Annotated in this window: 16 protein-coding genes; 9 read left to right on the forward strand and 7 right to left on the reverse strand. The window is 75.4% G+C overall.

The genetic code is table 11. The features are described 5' to 3' along the window. Window positions 1-70 precede the first annotated feature (70 nt). Both AB0J00_RS04440 and nudC read left to right on the forward strand, forming a co-directional pair. The gene (locus AB0J00_RS04440; RefSeq protein ID WP_357740732.1) at window positions 71-1,447 is read left to right on the forward strand and encodes a pitrilysin family protein; all 1,377 of its coding nucleotides are present in this window, start codon (window positions 71-73) and stop codon (window positions 1,445-1,447) included. Continuing rightward, complete coding sequence (gene nudC / locus AB0J00_RS04445) at window positions 1,444-2,409, forward strand: NAD(+) diphosphatase (RefSeq protein ID WP_357740735.1); 966 nt, start codon at window positions 1,444-1,446, stop codon at window positions 2,407-2,409. Before AB0J00_RS04440 ends, nudC begins: the two co-directional genes overlap by 4 nt. 28 nt (window positions 2,410-2,437) lie before the next feature. Here the strand turns inward: nudC and AB0J00_RS04450 are convergent, their stop codons facing one another. The 4 genes from AB0J00_RS04450 to AB0J00_RS04465 form a co-directional block, all read right to left on the reverse strand. Beyond that, window positions 2,438-2,953 carry a putative immunity protein gene (locus AB0J00_RS04450; protein WP_357740738.1) on the reverse strand — a complete coding sequence of 172 codons (516 nt, stop codon included), beginning with the start codon at window positions 2,951-2,953 and terminating at the stop codon, window positions 2,438-2,440. After that, window positions 2,950-3,483, reverse strand: a complete 534-nt coding sequence (locus AB0J00_RS04455) for a uridine kinase (protein ID WP_357740741.1) — start codon at window positions 3,481-3,483, stop codon at window positions 2,950-2,952. Before AB0J00_RS04455 ends, AB0J00_RS04450 begins: the two co-directional genes overlap by 4 nt. 131 nt (window positions 3,484-3,614) lie before the next feature. Further along, entirely contained in the window at window positions 3,615-4,205 is a 591-nt protein-coding gene (locus AB0J00_RS04460; protein ID WP_357740744.1) for an ANTAR domain-containing protein, read from the reverse strand. Window positions 4,206-4,300: 95 nt separating this feature from the next. Next, on the reverse strand, window positions 4,301-4,564 hold the full coding sequence (locus tag AB0J00_RS04465) for a mycoredoxin (protein WP_357740747.1): 264 nt from the start codon (window positions 4,562-4,564) through the stop codon (window positions 4,301-4,303). A gap of 204 nt (window positions 4,565-4,768) precedes the next feature. Between AB0J00_RS04465 and AB0J00_RS04470 the strand changes: the two genes are divergently transcribed. The 4 genes from AB0J00_RS04470 to AB0J00_RS04485 all read left to right on the forward strand — a co-directional run bounded on the left by AB0J00_RS04470 (window position 4,769) and on the right by AB0J00_RS04485 (window position 8,109). Beyond that, window positions 4,769-6,766 carry an ATP-dependent DNA helicase UvrD2 gene (locus AB0J00_RS04470; protein ID WP_357740749.1) on the forward strand — a complete coding sequence of 666 codons (1,998 nt, stop codon included), beginning with the start codon at window positions 4,769-4,771 and terminating at the stop codon, window positions 6,764-6,766. A gap of 226 nt (window positions 6,767-6,992) precedes the next feature. Beyond that, entirely contained in the window at window positions 6,993-7,334 is a 342-nt protein-coding gene (locus AB0J00_RS04475) for a hypothetical protein (RefSeq protein WP_357740752.1), read from the forward strand. Between the two features lie 221 nt (window positions 7,335-7,555). Continuing rightward, entirely contained in the window at window positions 7,556-7,819 is a 264-nt protein-coding gene (locus tag AB0J00_RS04480; protein ID WP_357741353.1) for a WhiB family transcriptional regulator, read from the forward strand. Window positions 7,820-7,944: 125 nt separating this feature from the next. Then, entirely contained in the window at window positions 7,945-8,109 is a 165-nt protein-coding gene (locus AB0J00_RS04485; protein ID WP_357740755.1) for a hypothetical protein, read from the forward strand. A 46-nt stretch (window positions 8,110-8,155) separates the two neighbouring features. Here AB0J00_RS04485 and AB0J00_RS04490 read toward each other — a convergent pair whose 3' ends face one another. Both AB0J00_RS04490 and AB0J00_RS04495 read right to left on the reverse strand, forming a co-directional pair. Further along, the gene (locus AB0J00_RS04490; RefSeq protein WP_357740758.1) at window positions 8,156-9,481 is read right to left on the reverse strand and encodes an AarF/ABC1/UbiB kinase family protein; all 1,326 of its coding nucleotides are present in this window, start codon (window positions 9,479-9,481) and stop codon (window positions 8,156-8,158) included. Beyond that, the gene (locus AB0J00_RS04495) at window positions 9,474-10,577 is read right to left on the reverse strand and encodes a thiamine biosynthesis protein ThiF (protein ID WP_357740761.1); all 1,104 of its coding nucleotides are present in this window, start codon (window positions 10,575-10,577) and stop codon (window positions 9,474-9,476) included. Before AB0J00_RS04495 ends, AB0J00_RS04490 begins: the two co-directional genes overlap by 8 nt. Window positions 10,578-10,941: 364 nt before the next feature. Between AB0J00_RS04495 and AB0J00_RS04500 the strand changes: the two genes are divergently transcribed. After that, window positions 10,942-11,544 (forward strand): M48 family metallopeptidase, encoded by a 603-nt coding sequence (locus tag AB0J00_RS04500; protein ID WP_357740764.1) that lies wholly within the window; start codon window positions 10,942-10,944, stop codon window positions 11,542-11,544. Window positions 11,545-11,551: 7 nt separating this feature from the next. On the opposite strand, the gene AB0J00_RS04505 is transcribed toward AB0J00_RS04500, so the two are convergent. After that, window positions 11,552-12,928 carry a zinc-dependent metalloprotease gene (locus AB0J00_RS04505; RefSeq protein WP_357740767.1) on the reverse strand — a complete coding sequence of 459 codons (1,377 nt, stop codon included), beginning with the start codon at window positions 12,926-12,928 and terminating at the stop codon, window positions 11,552-11,554. A gap of 148 nt (window positions 12,929-13,076) precedes the next feature. Between AB0J00_RS04505 and AB0J00_RS04510 the strand changes: the two genes are divergently transcribed. Further along, window positions 13,077-14,099 carry a PDZ domain-containing protein gene (locus tag AB0J00_RS04510; RefSeq protein ID WP_357740770.1) on the forward strand — a complete coding sequence of 341 codons (1,023 nt, stop codon included), beginning with the start codon at window positions 13,077-13,079 and terminating at the stop codon, window positions 14,097-14,099. A 211-nt stretch (window positions 14,100-14,310) separates the two neighbouring features. Further along, complete coding sequence (locus tag AB0J00_RS04515) at window positions 14,311-17,301, forward strand: UPF0182 family protein (protein ID WP_357741356.1); 2,991 nt, start codon at window positions 14,311-14,313, stop codon at window positions 17,299-17,301. The last annotated feature ends 53 nt before the right edge of the window (window positions 17,302-17,354 follow it).

The following is a 17,354-nucleotide window of genomic DNA, read 5'->3' on the forward strand; positions in this document are numbered from 1 at the left end:
AGCTGGCGAGCTCACCAGTCAACAGAGCACCGTTGGTCGTCGGGCCGACGAGCGCCAGCGAGGAGACCCGATGACTGCCCTGTCCCTCGACACCACCGTCGTCCCGCCGCTGGGCGAGCCGCGGCCCGCGGTCGTCCCGCAGGTGCACGAGACCACGCTGCCCAACGGGCTGCGGCTGGTCGTCGTGCCCCGCGCGGGCGTGCCGCTGGTCGAGCTGCGGCTGCGGGTGCCGTTCGCCCCGGCGACCGCCCGCGCGACGGCTCAGCACGCCGCGCGCACCGCCGTCCTGACCGGTGCGGTGCTGCTCGGCACCGAGGACCACGACGAGCTGCATATCGCCCAGCTGCTGCAGTCGCACGGCGCCGAGCTGTCGGTGTCCGCGGACGCCGACCGGATGCTGTTCTCCACCACGCTGCTGCCCGACGGCCTGTCCCCGGTGCTCGGCGTGCTCGCCGAGCTGCTCACCGCGGCGACCTACCCGGCGTCCCGGGTCGAGGCGGAGCGGGCCCGGGTGGGGGAGCGGCTGCTCATCGCCCGCTCGCAGCCCGGCGTCATCGCGCGCAGCGCGCTGGCCGCCCGCCGCTACGGCAACCACCCCTACGCCCAGCAGCTGCCCGACGCCGACCTGGTCGCCGCGGTCACCCCGGCGGCGCTGCGCAAGCTGCACCGCGACCGGGTGCTGCCTGCCGGCAGCACGATGGTGCTGGTCGGGGACGTCGACCCGGCCGGCGCCACCGACGCCGTGGCCGCCGCGCTCGCCGGCTGGACCACCGAGGGCAGGGCGGTCACCACCGCCCCGGTGCCCGGCACCGCGCCCGGTGACCTGCAGCTGGTGCACCGGCCCGGCGCCGTGCAGTCCAACATCCGGCTCGGCGGTCCCGCCGCGGACCGCACCGACCCGCAGCTGCCCGCCCTCCGGCTGGCCAGCATGGTGTTCGGCGGCTACTTCTCCTCCCGGCTGGTGGAGAACATCCGGGAGCGGCGCGGCTACACCTACAGCCCGCGCAGCTCGGTCGACCACATGGCCGCCGGCTCCTCGTTCCTGGTGGAGGCCGACGTCGCCACCGGCGTCACCGCCCCGGCGCTGCTGGAGACCTGGTACGAGCTGGGCCGGATGGCGCTCACGAACGTCACCGACGACGAGCTGGACGCCGCCCGCCGCTACCTGCTGGGCACCATGGCCCTCGGGACGGCGACCCACGCCGGGCTGGCCAGCACCCTGTCGGCGCTGTTCGGCACCGGGCTGGACGCCGGGTGGCTCGCCGACCACCAGCGGGCGCTGCTCACCGTGGGCGTCGACGAGGTCGTCGAGGTCTCCCGCCGGTACCTGTCGCCGGCCGCGCTGACCGCGGTCGTGGTCGGGGACGCCGAGGTGGCCGCCGAGCCGCTGCGCGCGCTGGGCCCGGTCGAGGTCGCCACCGGCGCGCCCGCCGCGGAGCAGGCGTGAGCGTCCCGCCCGGCGGCAGCACGCCGGCGGACAACCCGGAGCCGTCGGTCCGCGGGTTCTGGCCCGAGGACGCCCGGGCCGGCGCGCCCACCGACGTCCCGCTGCTGTCGCGCACCGCGCACGACCGCGGGCACCTCAACCGGCTGCTCGACGACCCGGCGACGGGCCGACCGGTGCGGGTGCTGCACGTCGACGAACGGCGGAACGTGCCGGTGCAGGACGCCGAGGGCGGCCCCCGCCTGCAGTGGGACGAGCAGCCGTCGTACCCGGCGGGCGCCATCTACCTCGGCGAGGCCGGCGGCGTGCCCTACGCCGCGGTGCGCACCGAGCAGACCGCCGAGGTCGGCGGCCGCCCGGTCGACCGCTGGACGGGGCTGCGCGAGGTGGGTGCCGCGCTCAGCGACCTGGACGCCGGTCTGCTCGCCGAGGCGGTCGGCATCGTGGAGTGGCACGAGCGCAACCGCTTCTCGCCGATGACCGGCGCCGCGACGGTGGTCGAGCGGCACGGCTGGGTGCAGCGCGACCCGGAGAACGGCCGCGAGGTGTTCCCGCGCACCGACCCGGCGGTGATCATGCTGGTGCACGACGGCGGCGACCGCTGCGTGCTCGGCCGCCAGGCGGTCTGGCCGGCCGGGCGGTTCTCCATCCTGGCCGGCTTCGTCGAGCCGGGGGAGTCGGCGGAGGCCGCGGTGGCCCGCGAGGTCGCCGAGGAGGTCGGCATCCGCGTCACCGACGTCCGCTACGTCTCCAGCCAGCCGTGGCCGTTCCCGCAGTCGCTGATGCTCGGGTTCGTCGCCCGCGCGGTCGACCTCGACCTGCAGGTCGACCACGACGAGATCGAGGAGGCGCGCTGGTTCAGCCGCGACGAGCTGCGCTCGGGCACCGGCCCGCAGGCGCTGCCGCCGTCGGTCTCCATCGCGCGCAGCATCGTCGACCGCTGGGTGGCCGGCGAGTTCAGCTAGGAACCGGGGCCGGCGCAGGCGGCCCGGCTCAGCACTCGAAGACCGACCAGCAGAGGTCGTTGCGCAGCCGCTGGTCGTCCAGGACGAGCGCGCGGACCCCGTCCGGCAGCCGTGCCCGCTGCCACCGGCACTCGGCCCGGCCCGCCTCCTCGGCGGCGCCGGGTGGGGCGGCGGCGCGGACCGCCTTGATCGCGTAGGCGGCCGCGCCCAGCTCGTGCGCGGCGACGTGGGCGACGACCGCCGCCTGGCCCGCGGCGTAGGCGGCGTGCCGGGCCGCGCCCCGCAGCTCGCGGGCCGCGCCCATCGCGTGCCCGCCCGCGGCCCGGGCCGGCATCATCCGCAGCTCGCCGTCCGCCCAGGCGCGCGCCGCCGCGACGGCCTCGCGCGGCCGGGGGTCGTCCGGGCGCACCGCCTCGAAGAGCGGGAGGACGTGCTCGGCGCACGCCGCCGCCCACCGCGCGAGCAGGTGGTGGTCCGGATCGGTCAGGGTGCCCCCGCGGCGGACGGTGACGAACCGGAGGTCCCGGACGGCCGGCAGGATCACGGCGCGAAGCGGCCCTGCAGCACCAGCGCCGGGCGGTCGGGGTGCTCGGCGAGCACGACCGCGTCGGCCAGCAGCTGCGGGTCGACCTCGTCGTCGTACCGGTCGAAGGCGGGCAGCTCCCAGGCCCGGTCGGCCGGCACCCGACGGCGCCGCGCGGCGGGGCTGACCCGCAGGTGGACGACGACGTCGAACGCGAGCCCCAGCCCCTGCAGCAGCGACCCGGGGACGAGCAGCACGCCGTTCGCCGGTGCCGGGCGGTGGTCCAGCCGGGCCGCGCGGTCGCGCTCCAGGTCCCACAGCACGGGCAGGTAGCTGCCGGGACCGCCCGGGCCGACCCGGTCGAGCACCTCGCGGGCGAGCGCCGCGGAGTCCAGCCAGTCGGTGTAGCGGGCGTCGGGATCGGTGCGGCCGTGCTCCAGCCGCAGCGACGCCGGGCGGTAGAAGCCCTCTGCCGGGACGACGACCGCCGGGCGGCTGCGGCCGGGCAGCAGCGCGGCGATCCCCTCGGCGAGGGTCCGCGGGTCGGTCACGCCACGGCCGGGCAGGTCCGGCCCGTCGACGGCGACCCGCAGCGCGGCGGCGCCCGGCTCCGCGGGGACGCCGGCGAGCAGGTCGGCCAGCCGCTCGGTCAGGGCGGCGGGGCTCAGCGGGACCGGGGTGGTCAGGAGCGGGCCTCGCGCGGACCGGGGACCGGCGGGTGGGGCTGGGTGGGTGCGAGGCCGTCGAGCACCTCGCGGGCGAGCTCCGCCGCCGGCCGGGCGGCCGAGCGGGCCCGCCGGCGGAGCTGGTCGAACGCCTCCCGCGGGGTGGTGGAGTGGCGCTCGGCCAGCACCCCGATGGCCCGCTCGATCGAGACGCGGGCGGCCAGCGCGTGCTCGAGCTGGGCGACCGTGCGGCGCAGCTCGGCGATCTCGACGTCGCGGGGGTCGGCTGCGGTCTCGGGAGCCTCGCCGCCGCGGGCCGCGCGCCGGGCCTGCCGGTCGGGCTCCGGGTCGCTGCCCAGCTCCTGCGCGACCAGGTCGGCCAGGGTCATCGCCTCCACCAGCGGCATCGGCTCGACGCCGGGGAAGGCCTCCCCGGCGTCGGTGGCCGACAGCACGCGCCAGCCGCCGGGGGTGCGGACCACGACGGCGGCCGGTGCGCCGGCGGGGGTGCGGAGCACGTCCTCGGGCAGGCCCCATGGCAGGGCAGGACCCACGGTGCTGGCCACCGTGGCGTCCTGCTCGACCGTCCGGCCGACGGACGGGGTCATCGTGCCCTCCCTCGGTCCGGTCAGTTCCTCGTCAGGAGCGCGCGCGGCACTCCCGTCGCTCGCATCATCTCCTGCCGGGCGCCGCCGCCCGGGGATCACGCGCCGGGGAGCTGCGCCAGCTGCGACTTCACCTGGTCGATGCTCGGGTTGGTGAGCGCCGTGCCGTCGGCGAACACGAGGGTCGGGACGGTCTGGTTGCCGCCGTTGGCCTTCATGACCACCTCGGCCGCGCCGTCGACCTCCTCGATGTTGACCTCGGCGTAGTCGATGCCCTCGCGCTGCATCATCTTCTTGAGCCGGTTGCAGTACCCGCACCAGCTGGTGGTGTACATGGTCACGGCGGTGGCAGCTGCGCTCACAGGGGGGATCCTCCCTCGTTCGTTCCGGTTCGGTCCACTCGGGTGCCCGGCGGACCGTCGTCCGGCCGGACCTGCCAACGCCGACCCCCTGGGGATCCTTCCCGCACGTGTCGGTCCCGGCTGGGAGGATGGGTGCCGCAGCCGCGCGGGAGCCGCGGGCCAGGGGGCAGCACGGTGGGGAGCCAGCAGGGTGGGGGGAGCACGGTGACGGACGACCGCACGGGCGCCGAGGCGGTGCTCGCGGGGCTGGACGACCAGCAGCGGGCCGCGGCGGCCGCCGTCCGGGGGCCGGTGTGCATCCTCGCCGGCGCGGGCACTGGCAAGACCCGCACGATCACCCACCGGATCGCCTACGGCGTGCACCTGGGCGAGTACGTGGCCGAGCAGGTCCTCGCCGTGACGTTCACCGCCCGCGCGGCGGGCGAGCTGCGCGGGCGGCTGCAGCAGCTGGGCGTGGGCGGGGTGCAGGCACGCACCTTCCACGCCGCGGCGATGCGCCAGCTGCGGTACTTCGCCCCGCGGGTGCTCGGCGGCCCGATGCCCGAGCTGGTGGAGAACAAGCTGCGGCTGATCGCGAACGCGGCGTCCCGCAACCGGCTGTCCACCGACCGCACCAGCCTGCGCGACCTGGCCAGCGAGATCGAGTGGGCGAAGACCACCCTCGCCACGCCCGAGGACTACCCGGCGCGGGCGGCGAAGGCCGGCCGGGAGGCGCCGTTCGACGCGGCGGCCGTGGCCGAGGTCTACCGCAGCTACGAGTCGGCCAAGCAGCGCGACGGGGCACTGGACTTCGAGGACCTGCTGCTGGTCACCGCCTACGCGCTCGAGGAGCACCCGGACGTCGCCCGCGAGGTGCGCGCCCAGTACCGGCACTTCGTGGTCGACGAGTACCAGGACGTCAACCCGCTGCAGCAGCGGCTGCTCGACGCCTGGCTGGGCGGCCGGGCGGACGTCTGCGTGGTGGGCGACCCGAACCAGACCATCTACTCCTTCACCGGTGCCGACCCGGAGTACCTGCTCGGGTTCGCCGACCGGTACTCCGACGCCGAGGTGGTCAAGCTCGAACGCGACTACCGCTCCACGCCGCAGGTGGTCGGCCTGGCGAACAAGCTGATCGGCCAGGCGCCGCCGCGCAAGGGCCTGCCCGGCCTGCGGCTGCTGGGCCAGCGCGCCGAGGGCCCTGCGCCGCAGTTCGTCGAGCACCCCGACGAGCCGGCCGAGGCCGCCGCCGTGGCGAAGGCGTGCAAGGAGCTGATGGACGGCGGGCTGCCGGCCAGCGAGATCGCCGTGCTGTTCCGGATCAACGCCCAGTCGGAGGTGTACGAGTCGGCGCTCACCGACGCCGGGGTGCCCTACGTGCTCAAGGGCGGCGAGCGGTTCTTCGAGCGGCCCGAGGTGCGCGAGGCGGTGCTGCTGCTGCGCGGCGCGGCCGCCGGCGGCCACGACGACGGCGCGCTGGTGCCCACGGTCCGCGACGTGCTGGCCTCCACCGGCTGGGCCGAGCACCAGCCGCCCGCCGGGGGCGCCGCCCGTGACCGCTGGCAGTCGCTCGCCGCGCTGGTCGACCTCGCCGTCGACCTGGTCGCCGAGGAGCCCACGCTCGACCTGGCCGGCTTCGTCGCGCACCTGGCCGAGCGGGCCAACGCCCAGCACGCGCCCACCGTGCAGGGGGTCACGCTGGCGTCGATGCACGCGGCCAAGGGCCTGGAGTGGGACGCCGTCTTCGTGGTCGGCCTCAACGACGGCATGGTGCCGATCGGCCAGTCGCACTCCCGGCCGGACTCCGTCGAGGAGGAGCGCCGGCTGCTCTACGTCGCGGTCACCCGCGCCCGCGAGCAGCTCACCCTCTCCTGGTCGCTGGCCCGCAACCCCGGCGGTCGGCGCAACCGCGGGCGCAGCCGCTTCCTCGACGGGCTGGCCCCCGAGGGCGCCGCGCTGCCCCCGCGCAAGCCGGCCAAGCGCCCGAAGGTCGTGCTCGAGGGCGAGGCGGGGGAGCTGTTCGAGCGGCTGCGGGCCTGGCGCAGCAGCACCGCGCAGGCGGCCTCGGTGCCGGCCTACGTGGTGTTCCCCGACGCCACCCTGCAGGCCATCGCCGAGACCCGGCCCAGCTCGCTGCGCGAGCTGTCCGGGCTGCCGGGCATCGGCACCCGCAAGCTGGAGCTCTACGGCGACGAGGTCCTGGCCGCCATCGGCGACGCCTGAGCAGCCGGCGACGGCCCGCTGACCAGCGGGTACGGCTCCGGACTGGGCGCGACACGCCCGATCCGGGAGTTTCCCCGTTATTCGATTGACCCTGCTGCGCGGGGTCCCCTAGCCTTCGCTGCAGCACCTGGGAGTGACCCAGGACGCACCCAGCACCACGTCCAGCGCAGACAGCAGGAGGTCCGGCCGGCAGGCCGGGTCCCGACCCCGGGAGGAGGGGATCACCGTGATCGTTCTCGCCGCCACCGCCACCGGCACGCCGTTCGGCGCGGCCCCGCTGCCGGCTGCCGTCGTGCCCGGCTGCCGTGCCGACGTCACGGGTGTCCGGATGGCTGCCTTCGGCGCTCCGCTCCAGGGGACCGGTCTGCCCGTCGCCGGCCTGGGGGCCGCCGTGCGCCTGCGTGGGCTGGGCGGCTACGCCACCGCTCCCACCGGCACCGGCTGGACCGGCCTGACCGGCACCGACTCCACCGAGCCCACGACCGAGCCCATGACCGGGACCGCCTTCGGCGCTCCCGCGCACCGCACCACCCCGGGTGACCTGCCCCCGGAAGACCCACTGAGCTAGCAGCTCGGCTGGTCCTCCTCGAGGCCGCGGAACCCGGACACCGGGATCCGCGGCCTTCGTCTTTCCCCAGGCCACGGACCCACCCCGACCACCGGTCGGCGGGCCCCGCCGACCGGAGCAGAGACGAAGGAAGAGGAGGAGCGGTCGTGCAGACCACGATCGACCCGGCGACGTCCACGCGTCGGCGCAGGCTCGACGGCACGCCCGAGTCCACCGGCGCGCTGCGGCCGGCCCCGACCCGGCGGGTGCTGCCCTGCCGGGCGGGCGACCCGGACCTGTGGTTCGCCGAGAAGCCCGCGGACCTGGAGCAGGCCAAGGACCTGTGCCGGACCTGCCCCGCCCGGGCGGCCTGCCTGGCCGGCGCCCTGGACCGCGGCGAGCCCTGGGGCGTCTGGGGCGGCGAGATCTTCGACCGCGGCGTCGTCATCGCCCGGAAGCGGCCGCGGGGCCGGCCGCCGAAGGTCCGCACCGAGGCGGCCGCATGACCGCGCCCGGCCGCGGCCCGGCCCGGCATCCCGCCCGCGGACGGGAGCCCGCCGTCCACCGCCCCACCCCACGACACCCGTTCTCCCGGCGCCACCTCGTGCCGGACACCCTGTGAAGGACAGCCATGTCGATGATCGAGCAGGAGATCGCCCGCAGCCACCTGCGGGACATGCTGGCGGACGCCGACAGCGCCGCGCGGGCGCGCCGGTTGATCGCCGCCCGCCGGTGGGCCCGCCGGGCCGACCGCGCCTCGCGCCGCGCCGCCCGCGCCAGCGCGCTGGTGAGGTAGGGGACGGCGGCCGCTGCGTCCGGCCCGGGCGCAGCGGCCGCCCTGCTCAGGGCTGCCGGAAGCCGGGGAGCCACTCCTCGCAGACCGCGCGGTAGGGCGCCTCGGCGTCCAGCTGGCAGAGCACCCCGATCGAGCCGAGCGTCACCCGGTGGATGAGCAGGTACGCCGGGGGCAGGTTGAGCTGCCGGCCCAGCGTGCTGGCCTCGTTGCGCGGGTCGCCGAGGCGCAGCGCCTGCGCCTGCATCCACGCCCGGGTGAACCGGAACGTGGGCTCGACCAGCGGGTCGAGGAACGGCAGCAGGAAGTCCAGCACCGCCTGGGCGTCGACGTCGATGTTCGGCTTGACGAAGCCCTCGGTCCGCAGGTCGGTGAGCACGTCGCCGGCTCGGCCCTCCAGCGCCCAGCGGACCAGCCGGCCGATCGGCTCGGGCAGCCCGTCGGGCAGCCGCGCCGTGGCGCCGAAGTCGATGACGCCCAGCCGGCCGTCGGGCATCAGCCGGAAGTTGCCCGGGTGCGGGTCGGCGTGCAGCAGCCCGGCGCGGGCGGGTCCGGAGAAGTGCAGCACCGCCATCAGGTGACCGGCGTGGTCGCGCTGCTCCCGGGTGCCGTCGGCGATGACCCGGGACAGCGGGGTGCCCTCCAGCCACTCCGAGACGATCACCTTGGGGGCGCTGGCGACGATCCGCGGGACGGCGATCTGCTCGTCGCCCGCGTAGGCCGCGGCGAACGCCCGCTGGGCATCGGCCTCGAGCCCGTAGTCGAGCTCCTCGATGGCGCGCGCCTTGAGCTCGGCGATCAGCGGCTTGACGTCCATGCCGGGGAACAGGGCGGCGAACAGCCGGGCGAAGCGCGCCAGCTGGTTGAGGTCGGCCATCAGCGCGGTGCCGGCGCCCGGGTACTGGATCTTGACCGCGACGTCCCGGCCGTCCCGCCAGGTGGCGCGGTGCACCTGCCCGATGCTCGCGGCCGCGGCCGGGGTGTCGTCGAAGTGGGCGAACCGCTCGCGCCAGCGGCTGCCCAGCTGCTGGGCGAGCACGGCGTGGACGGTGCGCACCGGCATCGGCGGCGCCGCCTCCTGCAGCTTGACCAGCGCCTCGCGGTACGGCCCGGCGACCTCCTCGGGCACCGCAGCCTCGAAGATCGACAGCTGCTGGCCGAGCTTCATGGCCCCGCCCTTGAGCTGGCCCAGCACGGCGAACAGCTGCTCGGCCGTGCGCTGCTGGAACTCGGCGTTGACCTGGTCGGCCGACTGCCCCGACAACCTCCTGCCCAGCCCCAGGGTGGCCCGGCCCGCGGCACCCAGCGGCAGCGCGGCCAGGCGGGCCGTCCGGGAGACCGAGCCGCGAGGGATCTCCCGTCCGGCGTCACTCACGGTGTCCAGTGTCCCAGGGATCCGTCGCGCCCGCCCCGTCGTGGCCGGTTCGGTGCCCGATCGATGCGCCGCAGGGGCATCCCGGGTGCGGCGGCCAGTGCCGGCTGCGGGGGAGCAGCCCCGGCGGGCGGAGCTCCAGGGTGGTGCCCAGCGCTGCCGGCCGGTCGCCGTCCAGGTGGGCGAGCACCTGCACGGCGGCGAGGGTCGCGGTCAGCAGGCAGGTGACCGTCGCACCGCTGGGCGGTGGCTCCACCCCGGCGAGCTGGGCGGCCAGCCGCGGCCACGCCGGGTCCTCGTCCCGCCGCCACAGGTCGGCGCAGCGCAGGCAGCTGGTGGCGCCCGGCAGCACCAGCGGGCCGACCACGCCCACCTCGCCGCGGACGGTCGCCACCAGGTGCGGCACGCCGTCCCGGTGCACGCCGCCGGCCAGCGGGTCGGCCGCCGCCCACGGCCGGCACAGCACCACCAGGTCGGGGTCCTCCCCGGCGGGGAGCGGCCGCAGGTCGGTCAGCGGGCTGACCCGGCGGACGGCGTCCGCGGCGGCCAGCGCCCGGGGCCGGCCCTCGTCGGCCGCGGTGGTGCCGCCGACCACGGCGTCCGCGGCGGCGGCCGGCCCGCGGTCGCGCACGTGCACCCGGCCCACGCCGCTGGCGGCGAGCACCGCGGCGAGCGGCACGCCGACCCGGGACGCGCCGTCGACCACGACCGCGCTCTCCCGCCGGGCCCGCCAGCGGCCGGCGGTGCCCGGGAGCGGCAGCGCGGCCGGCCACTCGCTGGCCGCCCGGGAACCGGCGGCCGGGCCGGGTTCGGCCGCCAGCAGGTCGGCGGGGGAGAGCTCGTGCAGCAGCCCGGCAGCCCGCAGCCCGGCCAGCAGCGCGTCGACGTCGGGTCCGGTCAGCCCGGCGCCGGCCGCCTCGTTCCGCAGCGACCGCTCGCTGCGCCGCCCGTCGAACCGGCGCAGCAGCGCCCGCACCGCCTCCGCGGGCCGCACCCGCAGCCCCGGTCCGCCGTCGACGCCGCCCACCTGCAGGGTCTCGGCGTCGACGTCCAGCACGGGGGTGGCGGGCGGCAGCAGCGGGTGCGGGCTCTCGGTCACCGCCGCAGGGTGCCAGCGCCGGCGGGCCGGTCCGGCCGTCGTCCACAGGAGCCCCGGGAACGTGTGCCCACAGGCTGTGGACACACCTGTGGAGCACGTGGGGACCGTTCGGTGTGTCGTTGTGCACCGGCCGGGGACGCAGCCGGCGGGCAGCGTGGCGCACCGACCGGGATCGCCGTCCTGACCAGCGCCGACGAGCGGGATCGGGGGTGTGGACGACGGGTGGCCGGTCCCCCCTCCGGGTGACCACGTCCAGGGGATCGCGGCCGCCGGCGGACCGGATGTCCACTGACCGTGTGCAGTCGGCCACGACCGGGTGTCCCCGTGCTGGGCGCACCCGCGGCGGGCGGTTACGGTGCGGAGCGTGGAGCAGGGACCCGACCGCAGCCGCACGTCCGCGTCCGCCGCCGCCCCGGCCCGGGGCGTGACGGCGAACGCGGCCGTCGAGGTGCGCCGCAGCACGCGCCGCCGCCGCACGGTCACCGCCTACCGCGAGGGCGGCCGCACCATCGTGCTCATCCCCGCCGGCTTCAGCGCGGCCGAGGAGCGGCGCTGGGTGGACCAGATGGTCGCCAAGCTGCAGACCCGCGAGGACCGCCGGCGGCGCACCCTCGGCTCGGACGACGAGCTCATGAGCCGCGCCCACGAGCTGTCCGCCGAGCACCTCGACGGCCTGGCGGTGCCGGCGAGCGTCCGGTGGGTCGACAACCAGAACCGCCGCTGGGGCTCCTGCACCCCGACCGACCGCAGCATCCGGCTGTCCAGCCGGCTGCGCGGCATGCCCGAGTACGTCGTCGACTACGTGCTGGTGCACGAGCTCGCCCACCTGCTGGAGCCCAGCCACGACGCGCGGTTCTGGGCCCTCGTGCGCGCCTACCCGCAGGCCGAGCGAGCGCTCGGGTTCCTCGAGGGCGTCGAGCACGCCCGCGGGACGACGGCGCCGGACGAGCCCGGCGCCGTCGACTAGCGCCCGGTCAGGCCTGCGGCCGCTCCTCCGGGCCGTCGTCCTCGCCCTGGGGGCGGTCGTCGGACAGGCCCTCGGTCAGCTCCCGGAAGGGGTCACCGGCGCCCTGGCGGGCGACGAAGTCCAGCGGCTCGTCGAGGTCCTCCGACGTCGGCAGCAGGTCCGGGTGCGACCAGAGGCGGTCGCGCTCCGAGGTGCCGTGCTGCTGCGCCATCGCGCCCCAGACGGTGCTGGCGTCGCGCAGCCGCCGGGGCCGCAGCTCCAGCCCGACGAGGGTGGCGAAGGTCTGCTCGGCCGGGCCGCCGGACGCCCGCCGGCGGCGCATCGTCTCGGCCAGCGCCGAGTGCCCGGGCAGCCGGTCGCCGGCGGCCGCGGCGACCACGCTGTCGACCCAGCCCTCGACGAGCGCGAGCAGCGTCTCCAGCCGGCGCAGCGCCATCTGCTGCTCGGGCGTCTCCTCCGGCTCGAGGACGCCGCTGCCCAGCAGCTTCTGGATGCTCTCGGGGTCGTTCGGGTCGAACTCGCCGCCCATGCCGCCGACGGCCTCCTCGAGGCCCCGCTCGATCGCCTCGCGGTCGACGTGGATGCCCCGGGCGTAGGCGTGGACGGCGTCGGTGAGCTGCTGGCGCAGCCACGGCACGTGCGCGAACAGCCGCTGGTGCGCGGCCTCGCGCAGCGCGACGAACAGCCGCACCTCGTCGTCCGGGCGGTCCAGGCCCTCGCCGAAGGCGGCGACGTTCTGCGGCACCAGCACACCGGTCCCCGCGGGGCCCAGCGGCAGCCCGACGTCGGTGCTGGTGAGCACCTCGTCGGCGAGCCGGGCGAGCGCCTGGCCGACCTGGGCGCCGAACATGACGCCGCCCATCTGGCCCATGATCCCGGCCAGCGGGCCGGCCATGGCCATCGCCTCCTGCGGCAGCGCCTGGGTCATCGCCGCCACCACCCGCTCGGCCAGCGGGTCGATCAGCGCGGTCCAGGCCGGCAGGGTCTGCTCGACCCAGTCGACCCGCGACCAGGCCAGCGCCCGGTCGACGCCCGAGGGCAGCTCGGTGACCTGGTCCAGCCAGAGGTCGGCCAGCCGCAGCGCCTCGACGGCCGCGGAGCGCTCGGCGGCGGAGGTCGGCTGGTGCCCGGGCGCGAGCTGGCTGATCGCGCCCTGCCGGGCGAGGTCCCAGTTCACCGGCCCGCCGGACCAGTTCATGAGCTTCTGCAGCTCGGCGAACAGCGGCATCTTGCCCAGCAGCTCGGCCGGGTTCCCGGTGCCGCCGGCTCCACCGAAGAGGGCGCCGAAGCCGAACGGGTCGTCCGGTCCACCGGGTCCGCCGGACTCGCCCTTGCGCTCCGGGTCGCGGTCGGGGACCCCGAAGCCGAACGGGAGATCACTCATGGTCCAACCGTAGACGCGCGCGGCGCGGCGGACCGGCGTCCGGGCGCCCCGGGCCGTCCGCCCGCAGCGGAACTGCCAGCCAGGTCACCTACGCTGCCGGTTCGACGGGTGCCCACCTGCGCCGGTCGGAGAGCCTGGAGGAGCGTGCGTGACCCGTCGGACGGCCGTGCTGGTGGTCGGCGCCGTGCTGCTGCTGGTGTTCGGGGTGGTCGGCGTCCTGGTGCCGGTGCCCTACGTGGCCCAGGTGCCCGGGCCGACCTACAACACCCTGGGTGACATCGACGGCGACCCGATCATCACGGTCACCGGTCGCACGCCGAACCGGACGTCGGGCAACCTCAACCTCACCACGGTCGGCATCCCGCAGCGGCCGCTGACGCTGGTCGGCGCGATCGAGGGGTGGTTCGACGACGAGGTCGTCGTCGTCCCGCGCGAGGAGGTCTACCCCTCGGGCAGGTCGCAGGAGGAGACCCAGGCCGAGAACCGGCAGGCGTTCCTGACCTCCGAGCAGTCCGCCCGGGCGGCCGCGCTGGGCCGGCTGGGCTACCCGGAGAAGGTCGTCGTCTCGGCGCTCGGCGACGACTCGCCGTCGAAGGGGCAGCTGCAGGCCGACGACGCGATCGAGTCGGTCGGCGGCACCCCCACCCCCGACACCACGGCGCTGTCCGCGGCGCTGGCCGCGATCCCGCCGGGCACCAGCGTGCCGGTCGGCTACCAGCGCGAGGGCCGGCCGGGCACCGCCACGGTCACCACCGGCAAGGCCCGGAAGGGGGACGGGTCGGCGCTGGGAGTGGTGGTCATCGAGACGCCCTACGCGCCGTTCGACGTCGACATCGAGGTGAGCGACGTCGGCGGCCCCTCCGCCGGGCTGATGCTGACGCTGGGCATCCTCGACCTGGTGGGCGACACCGACCTGACCGGGGGAGCGGTGGTCGCCGGCACCGGCACGATCGACGCCGACGGCACGGTGGGTCCGATCGGCGGCATCCCGCTGAAGATGATCGCCGCCCGCGACATCCACGCCGAGCTCTTCCTCACCCCGGCCGACAACTGCGCGGAGGCGGAGGCCAACGCCCAGCCGGGGCTGCCGCTGGCCAAGGTCGCCACGCTGGACGACGCGGTGTCGGCGCTGGCCGACCTGCGCGCCGGGCGCACCCCGCCCACCTGCTGACCCGGCACCGGGGACACCGCCCGCCTTCTCCCAGCTGGACGTGATCTGCTTGTGACCGGCGGCCGGGAACCCGGTGCCGCCGGGAACAGTTGAGCGAGCGGACCCCCAGGGCGTGCTCCCCGCTGTCCCCGACGGGACGGGCCGGCAGCACACGGGGTGGCCTGCAGCCACTCCTGGCCCCTGCAAGAAGACAGGAGACCCGCTCGTGGCCATGCGGCCCCCCGTGCCGGTGCCGACGCTGTCCCGGCGCGCGAAGCTGGTCATCGGCATCGTCGCCGCGCTGCTGGTGCTGTTCACCGTCATCGGCACCCTCACCAACGTCTACGTCGACTACCTCTGGTTCGCCGAGACGAAGTACACCGAGGTCTTCTGGACCGAGGTGCAGACCCGGGTCCTGCTGTTCGCCGTGGCCGGCGTCGCCACCGGCGGCCTGGTCGCGCTGTCGATCGCGCTGGCGTACCGGTTCCGCCCCACCTTCCGGCCGATGTCGCTGGAGCAGCAGAACCTCGAGCGGTACCGCCAGTCCCTGGAGCCGCGGCGCAAGGTCGTGCTCAGCGCGCTCGCCGTGGTGATCGGCCTGTTCGCCGGCTTCGCCGCGCAGGGCAGCTGGCGGACCTGGCTGGAGTTCCGCAACGGGACGACGTTCGGCACGAAGGACCCGCAGTTCGGGAAGGACATCTCGTTCTTCGTCTTCGACTACCCGTTCCTGCGGCTGGTGCTGACGTTCTCCTTCGCCATCGTGCTGCTCGCGCTCATCGGCGCGCTGGTCACCCACTACGTGTTCGGCGGCCTGCGGCTGCAGACCCCGGGCCAGAAGCTGTCGACCGCGGCGCGGGTGCAGCTGTCGGTGCTGCTCGGGCTGTTCGTGGGGCTGAAGGCCTTCGCCTACTGGCTGGACCGGTTCGGGACCGAGTACTCCGACCGCGGGGGGCTGTTCACCGGCGCCTCGTACACCGACGTCAACGCGCTGCTGCCGGCCAAGACGATCCTGGTGTTCGTCGCGGTGATCTGCGCGATCGCGTTCTTCGCCAACATCCTGGTCCGCAACACCCTGCTGCCGGCCATGGCGCTGGTGCTGCTGCTGTTCTCCAGCCTGGTGATCGGGGTCGCCTACCCGGCGATCGTGCAGCAGTTCGTCGTCAAGCCCTCGGCGGACCAGAAGGAGCAGACCTACATCAAGCGGGCGATCTCCTCGACGCTGGCGGCCTACGACCTGTCCGACATCGAGTACGTCAACTACGCGCAGGACGCCACCGGCGACACCGTGGACACCACGTCGACCCTGTCGCAGCTGCGCGACGACACGCAGACGATCCCCAACGCCCGGCTGCTGGACCCGAACGTGCTGTCCTCGACGTTCACCGCCCGCCAGCAGATCCGCAACGTCTACGGCTTCCCGGAGAAGCTCGACATCGACCGGTACACGATCGACGGGCAGACCCAGGACTACGTGGTCGCCGTCCGCGAGCTGGACAGCTCCGGGCTGAGCGGTGACCAGACGAACTGGATCAACCAGCACACCGTCTACACGCACGGCAACGGCTTCGTGGCCGCGCCGGCCAACGAGGTCGAGGCCGGCGCCGAGGGCGGCGAGCCGAACTTCACCACCCGGGACCTCCCGGTGCAGGGCAACATCGTCCCCGACCAGTCGCGGATCTACTACGGGGAGCTGCTCAACCGGGGCGGCCAGGACGTGTACTCCGTCGTCGGCGCCCCGAAGGACGCCTCGCCGCGGGAGTTCGACCAGCCCGAGGGCGGCTCGGAGAACCGGCAGATCAACTCCACCTACGACGGCAAGGGCGGGGTGTCGATCGGCAGCTTCTTCCGGAAGCTGACGTTCGCCATCTACTACCGGGAGCGGAACTTCCTGCTCTCCGGCGCGGTCAACGACCAGTCGAAGGTGCTGTACGTCCGCGACCCGCTGCAGCGGGTGGAGAAGGTCGCGCCGTTCCTGAAGGTCGACGGCGACCCGTACTCGTCGGTCGTCGACGGCCGGGTCGTCTGGATCCTCGACGGCTACACGACGTCGGACGCCTACCCGTACAGCGAGCAGATGTCGCTGGGCGAGGCGGCCAGCGACGCGCTCACCGGCACCGGGACCACGGCGCTGCCCGACGAGCAGTTCAACTACGTCCGCAACTCGGTGAAGGCCACCGTCGACGCCTACGACGGCACGGTCAGCCTCTACGCCTGGGACGAGGACGACCCGCTGCTCAAGACCTACCGGAAGGCGTTCCCCGGGGTCGTCAAGCCCAAGAGCGAGATGACCCAGGACCTGATCAGCCACGTCCGGTACCCCGAGGACTACTTCAAGCTGCAGCGCGACGTGCTGACCCGCTACCACGTCAGCAACCCGGTCGACTTCTACAACTCCAACGACCGGTGGCAGGTCCCGAACGACCCGACGCAGGACCCCTCGACCGACGCGCAGCCGCCGTACTACATCCTGGCCGCGCGACCGGGTGAGGACCGCGCCACGTTCCAGCTGACCAGCGCGCTGAACGCCTACAACCGGGAGAACCTGTCCTCGTTCGTGTCGGCGTCCATCGCCGCGGACGGGTCGCAGAGCATCCAGGTGCTGCGGCTGCCGGGCAACACGCCCTTCCGCGGTCCGCAGCAGGTGCAACGGTCGTTCCTGTCCAACAACCTGGTCCGACCCGACCTGACGCTGTTCGAGAGCGGCAGCTCGCAACCGGTGTTCGGCAACCTGCTCACCCTGCCCATCGGGGACGCCGGGCTGCTGTACGTGGAGCCGCTGTACGTCCGCGGTGGCTCGGGGGAGAACTCCTTCCCGCTGCTGCAGAAGGTGCTGGTCAACTACGGCGACCGGGTGGGCTACGCGAACACCCTGTCCGAGGCGCTGGACCAGGTCTTCGGGCCCGGGGCCGGGGACACCGCGGCCGACAGCGACGGCACCACCACGCCGTCGCCGTCGCCGACGCCCGCCCCGTCGTCGTCCGCTCCTGCGCCCAGCTCCGGCGCCGCACCCACGCCGAGTGCCGGTGGTGGCGGGTCCGGCGGCGACGCCGGCGCCCGGGACCAGGCGGTGACCGACATCAACACCGCGCTGGAGGCGCTGGCCGCCGCGCAGCGCAGCGGTGACTTCGCTGCGCAGGGCCGGGCCCTGGCCGACCTGCAGCGGGCGGTGGAGGAGTACCAGGCGGCCGGCGGGCAGGGCGCCCCGGCGACGCCGACCGGCTGATCCGGTGCCCGGTCCGGTGCGGCAGCAGCCGCCCGGACCGGGCCCCGGCGGGA

This window comes from Modestobacter sp. NPDC049651, from assembly GCF_040659695.1.
Classification (GTDB): Bacteria; Actinomycetota; Actinomycetes; order Mycobacteriales; family Geodermatophilaceae; genus Modestobacter.

Coding starts and splice junctions, on each gene's coding strand:
- AB0J00_RS04440 (WP_357740732.1), top strand. CDS start 71: ATGACTGCCCTGTCCCTCGACACCACCGTCGTCCCGCCGCTGGGCGAG.
- AB0J00_RS04460 (WP_357740744.1), bottom strand. CDS start 4,205: ATGACCCCGTCCGTCGGCCGGACGGTCGAGCAGGACGCCACGGTGGCC.
- AB0J00_RS04485 (WP_357740755.1), top strand. CDS start 7,945: ATGTCGATGATCGAGCAGGAGATCGCCCGCAGCCACCTGCGGGACATG.
- AB0J00_RS04505 (WP_357740767.1), bottom strand. CDS start 12,928: ATGAGTGATCTCCCGTTCGGCTTCGGGGTCCCCGACCGCGACCCGGAG.
- AB0J00_RS04515 (WP_357741356.1), top strand. CDS start 14,311: ATGCGGCCCCCCGTGCCGGTGCCGACGCTGTCCCGGCGCGCGAAGCTG.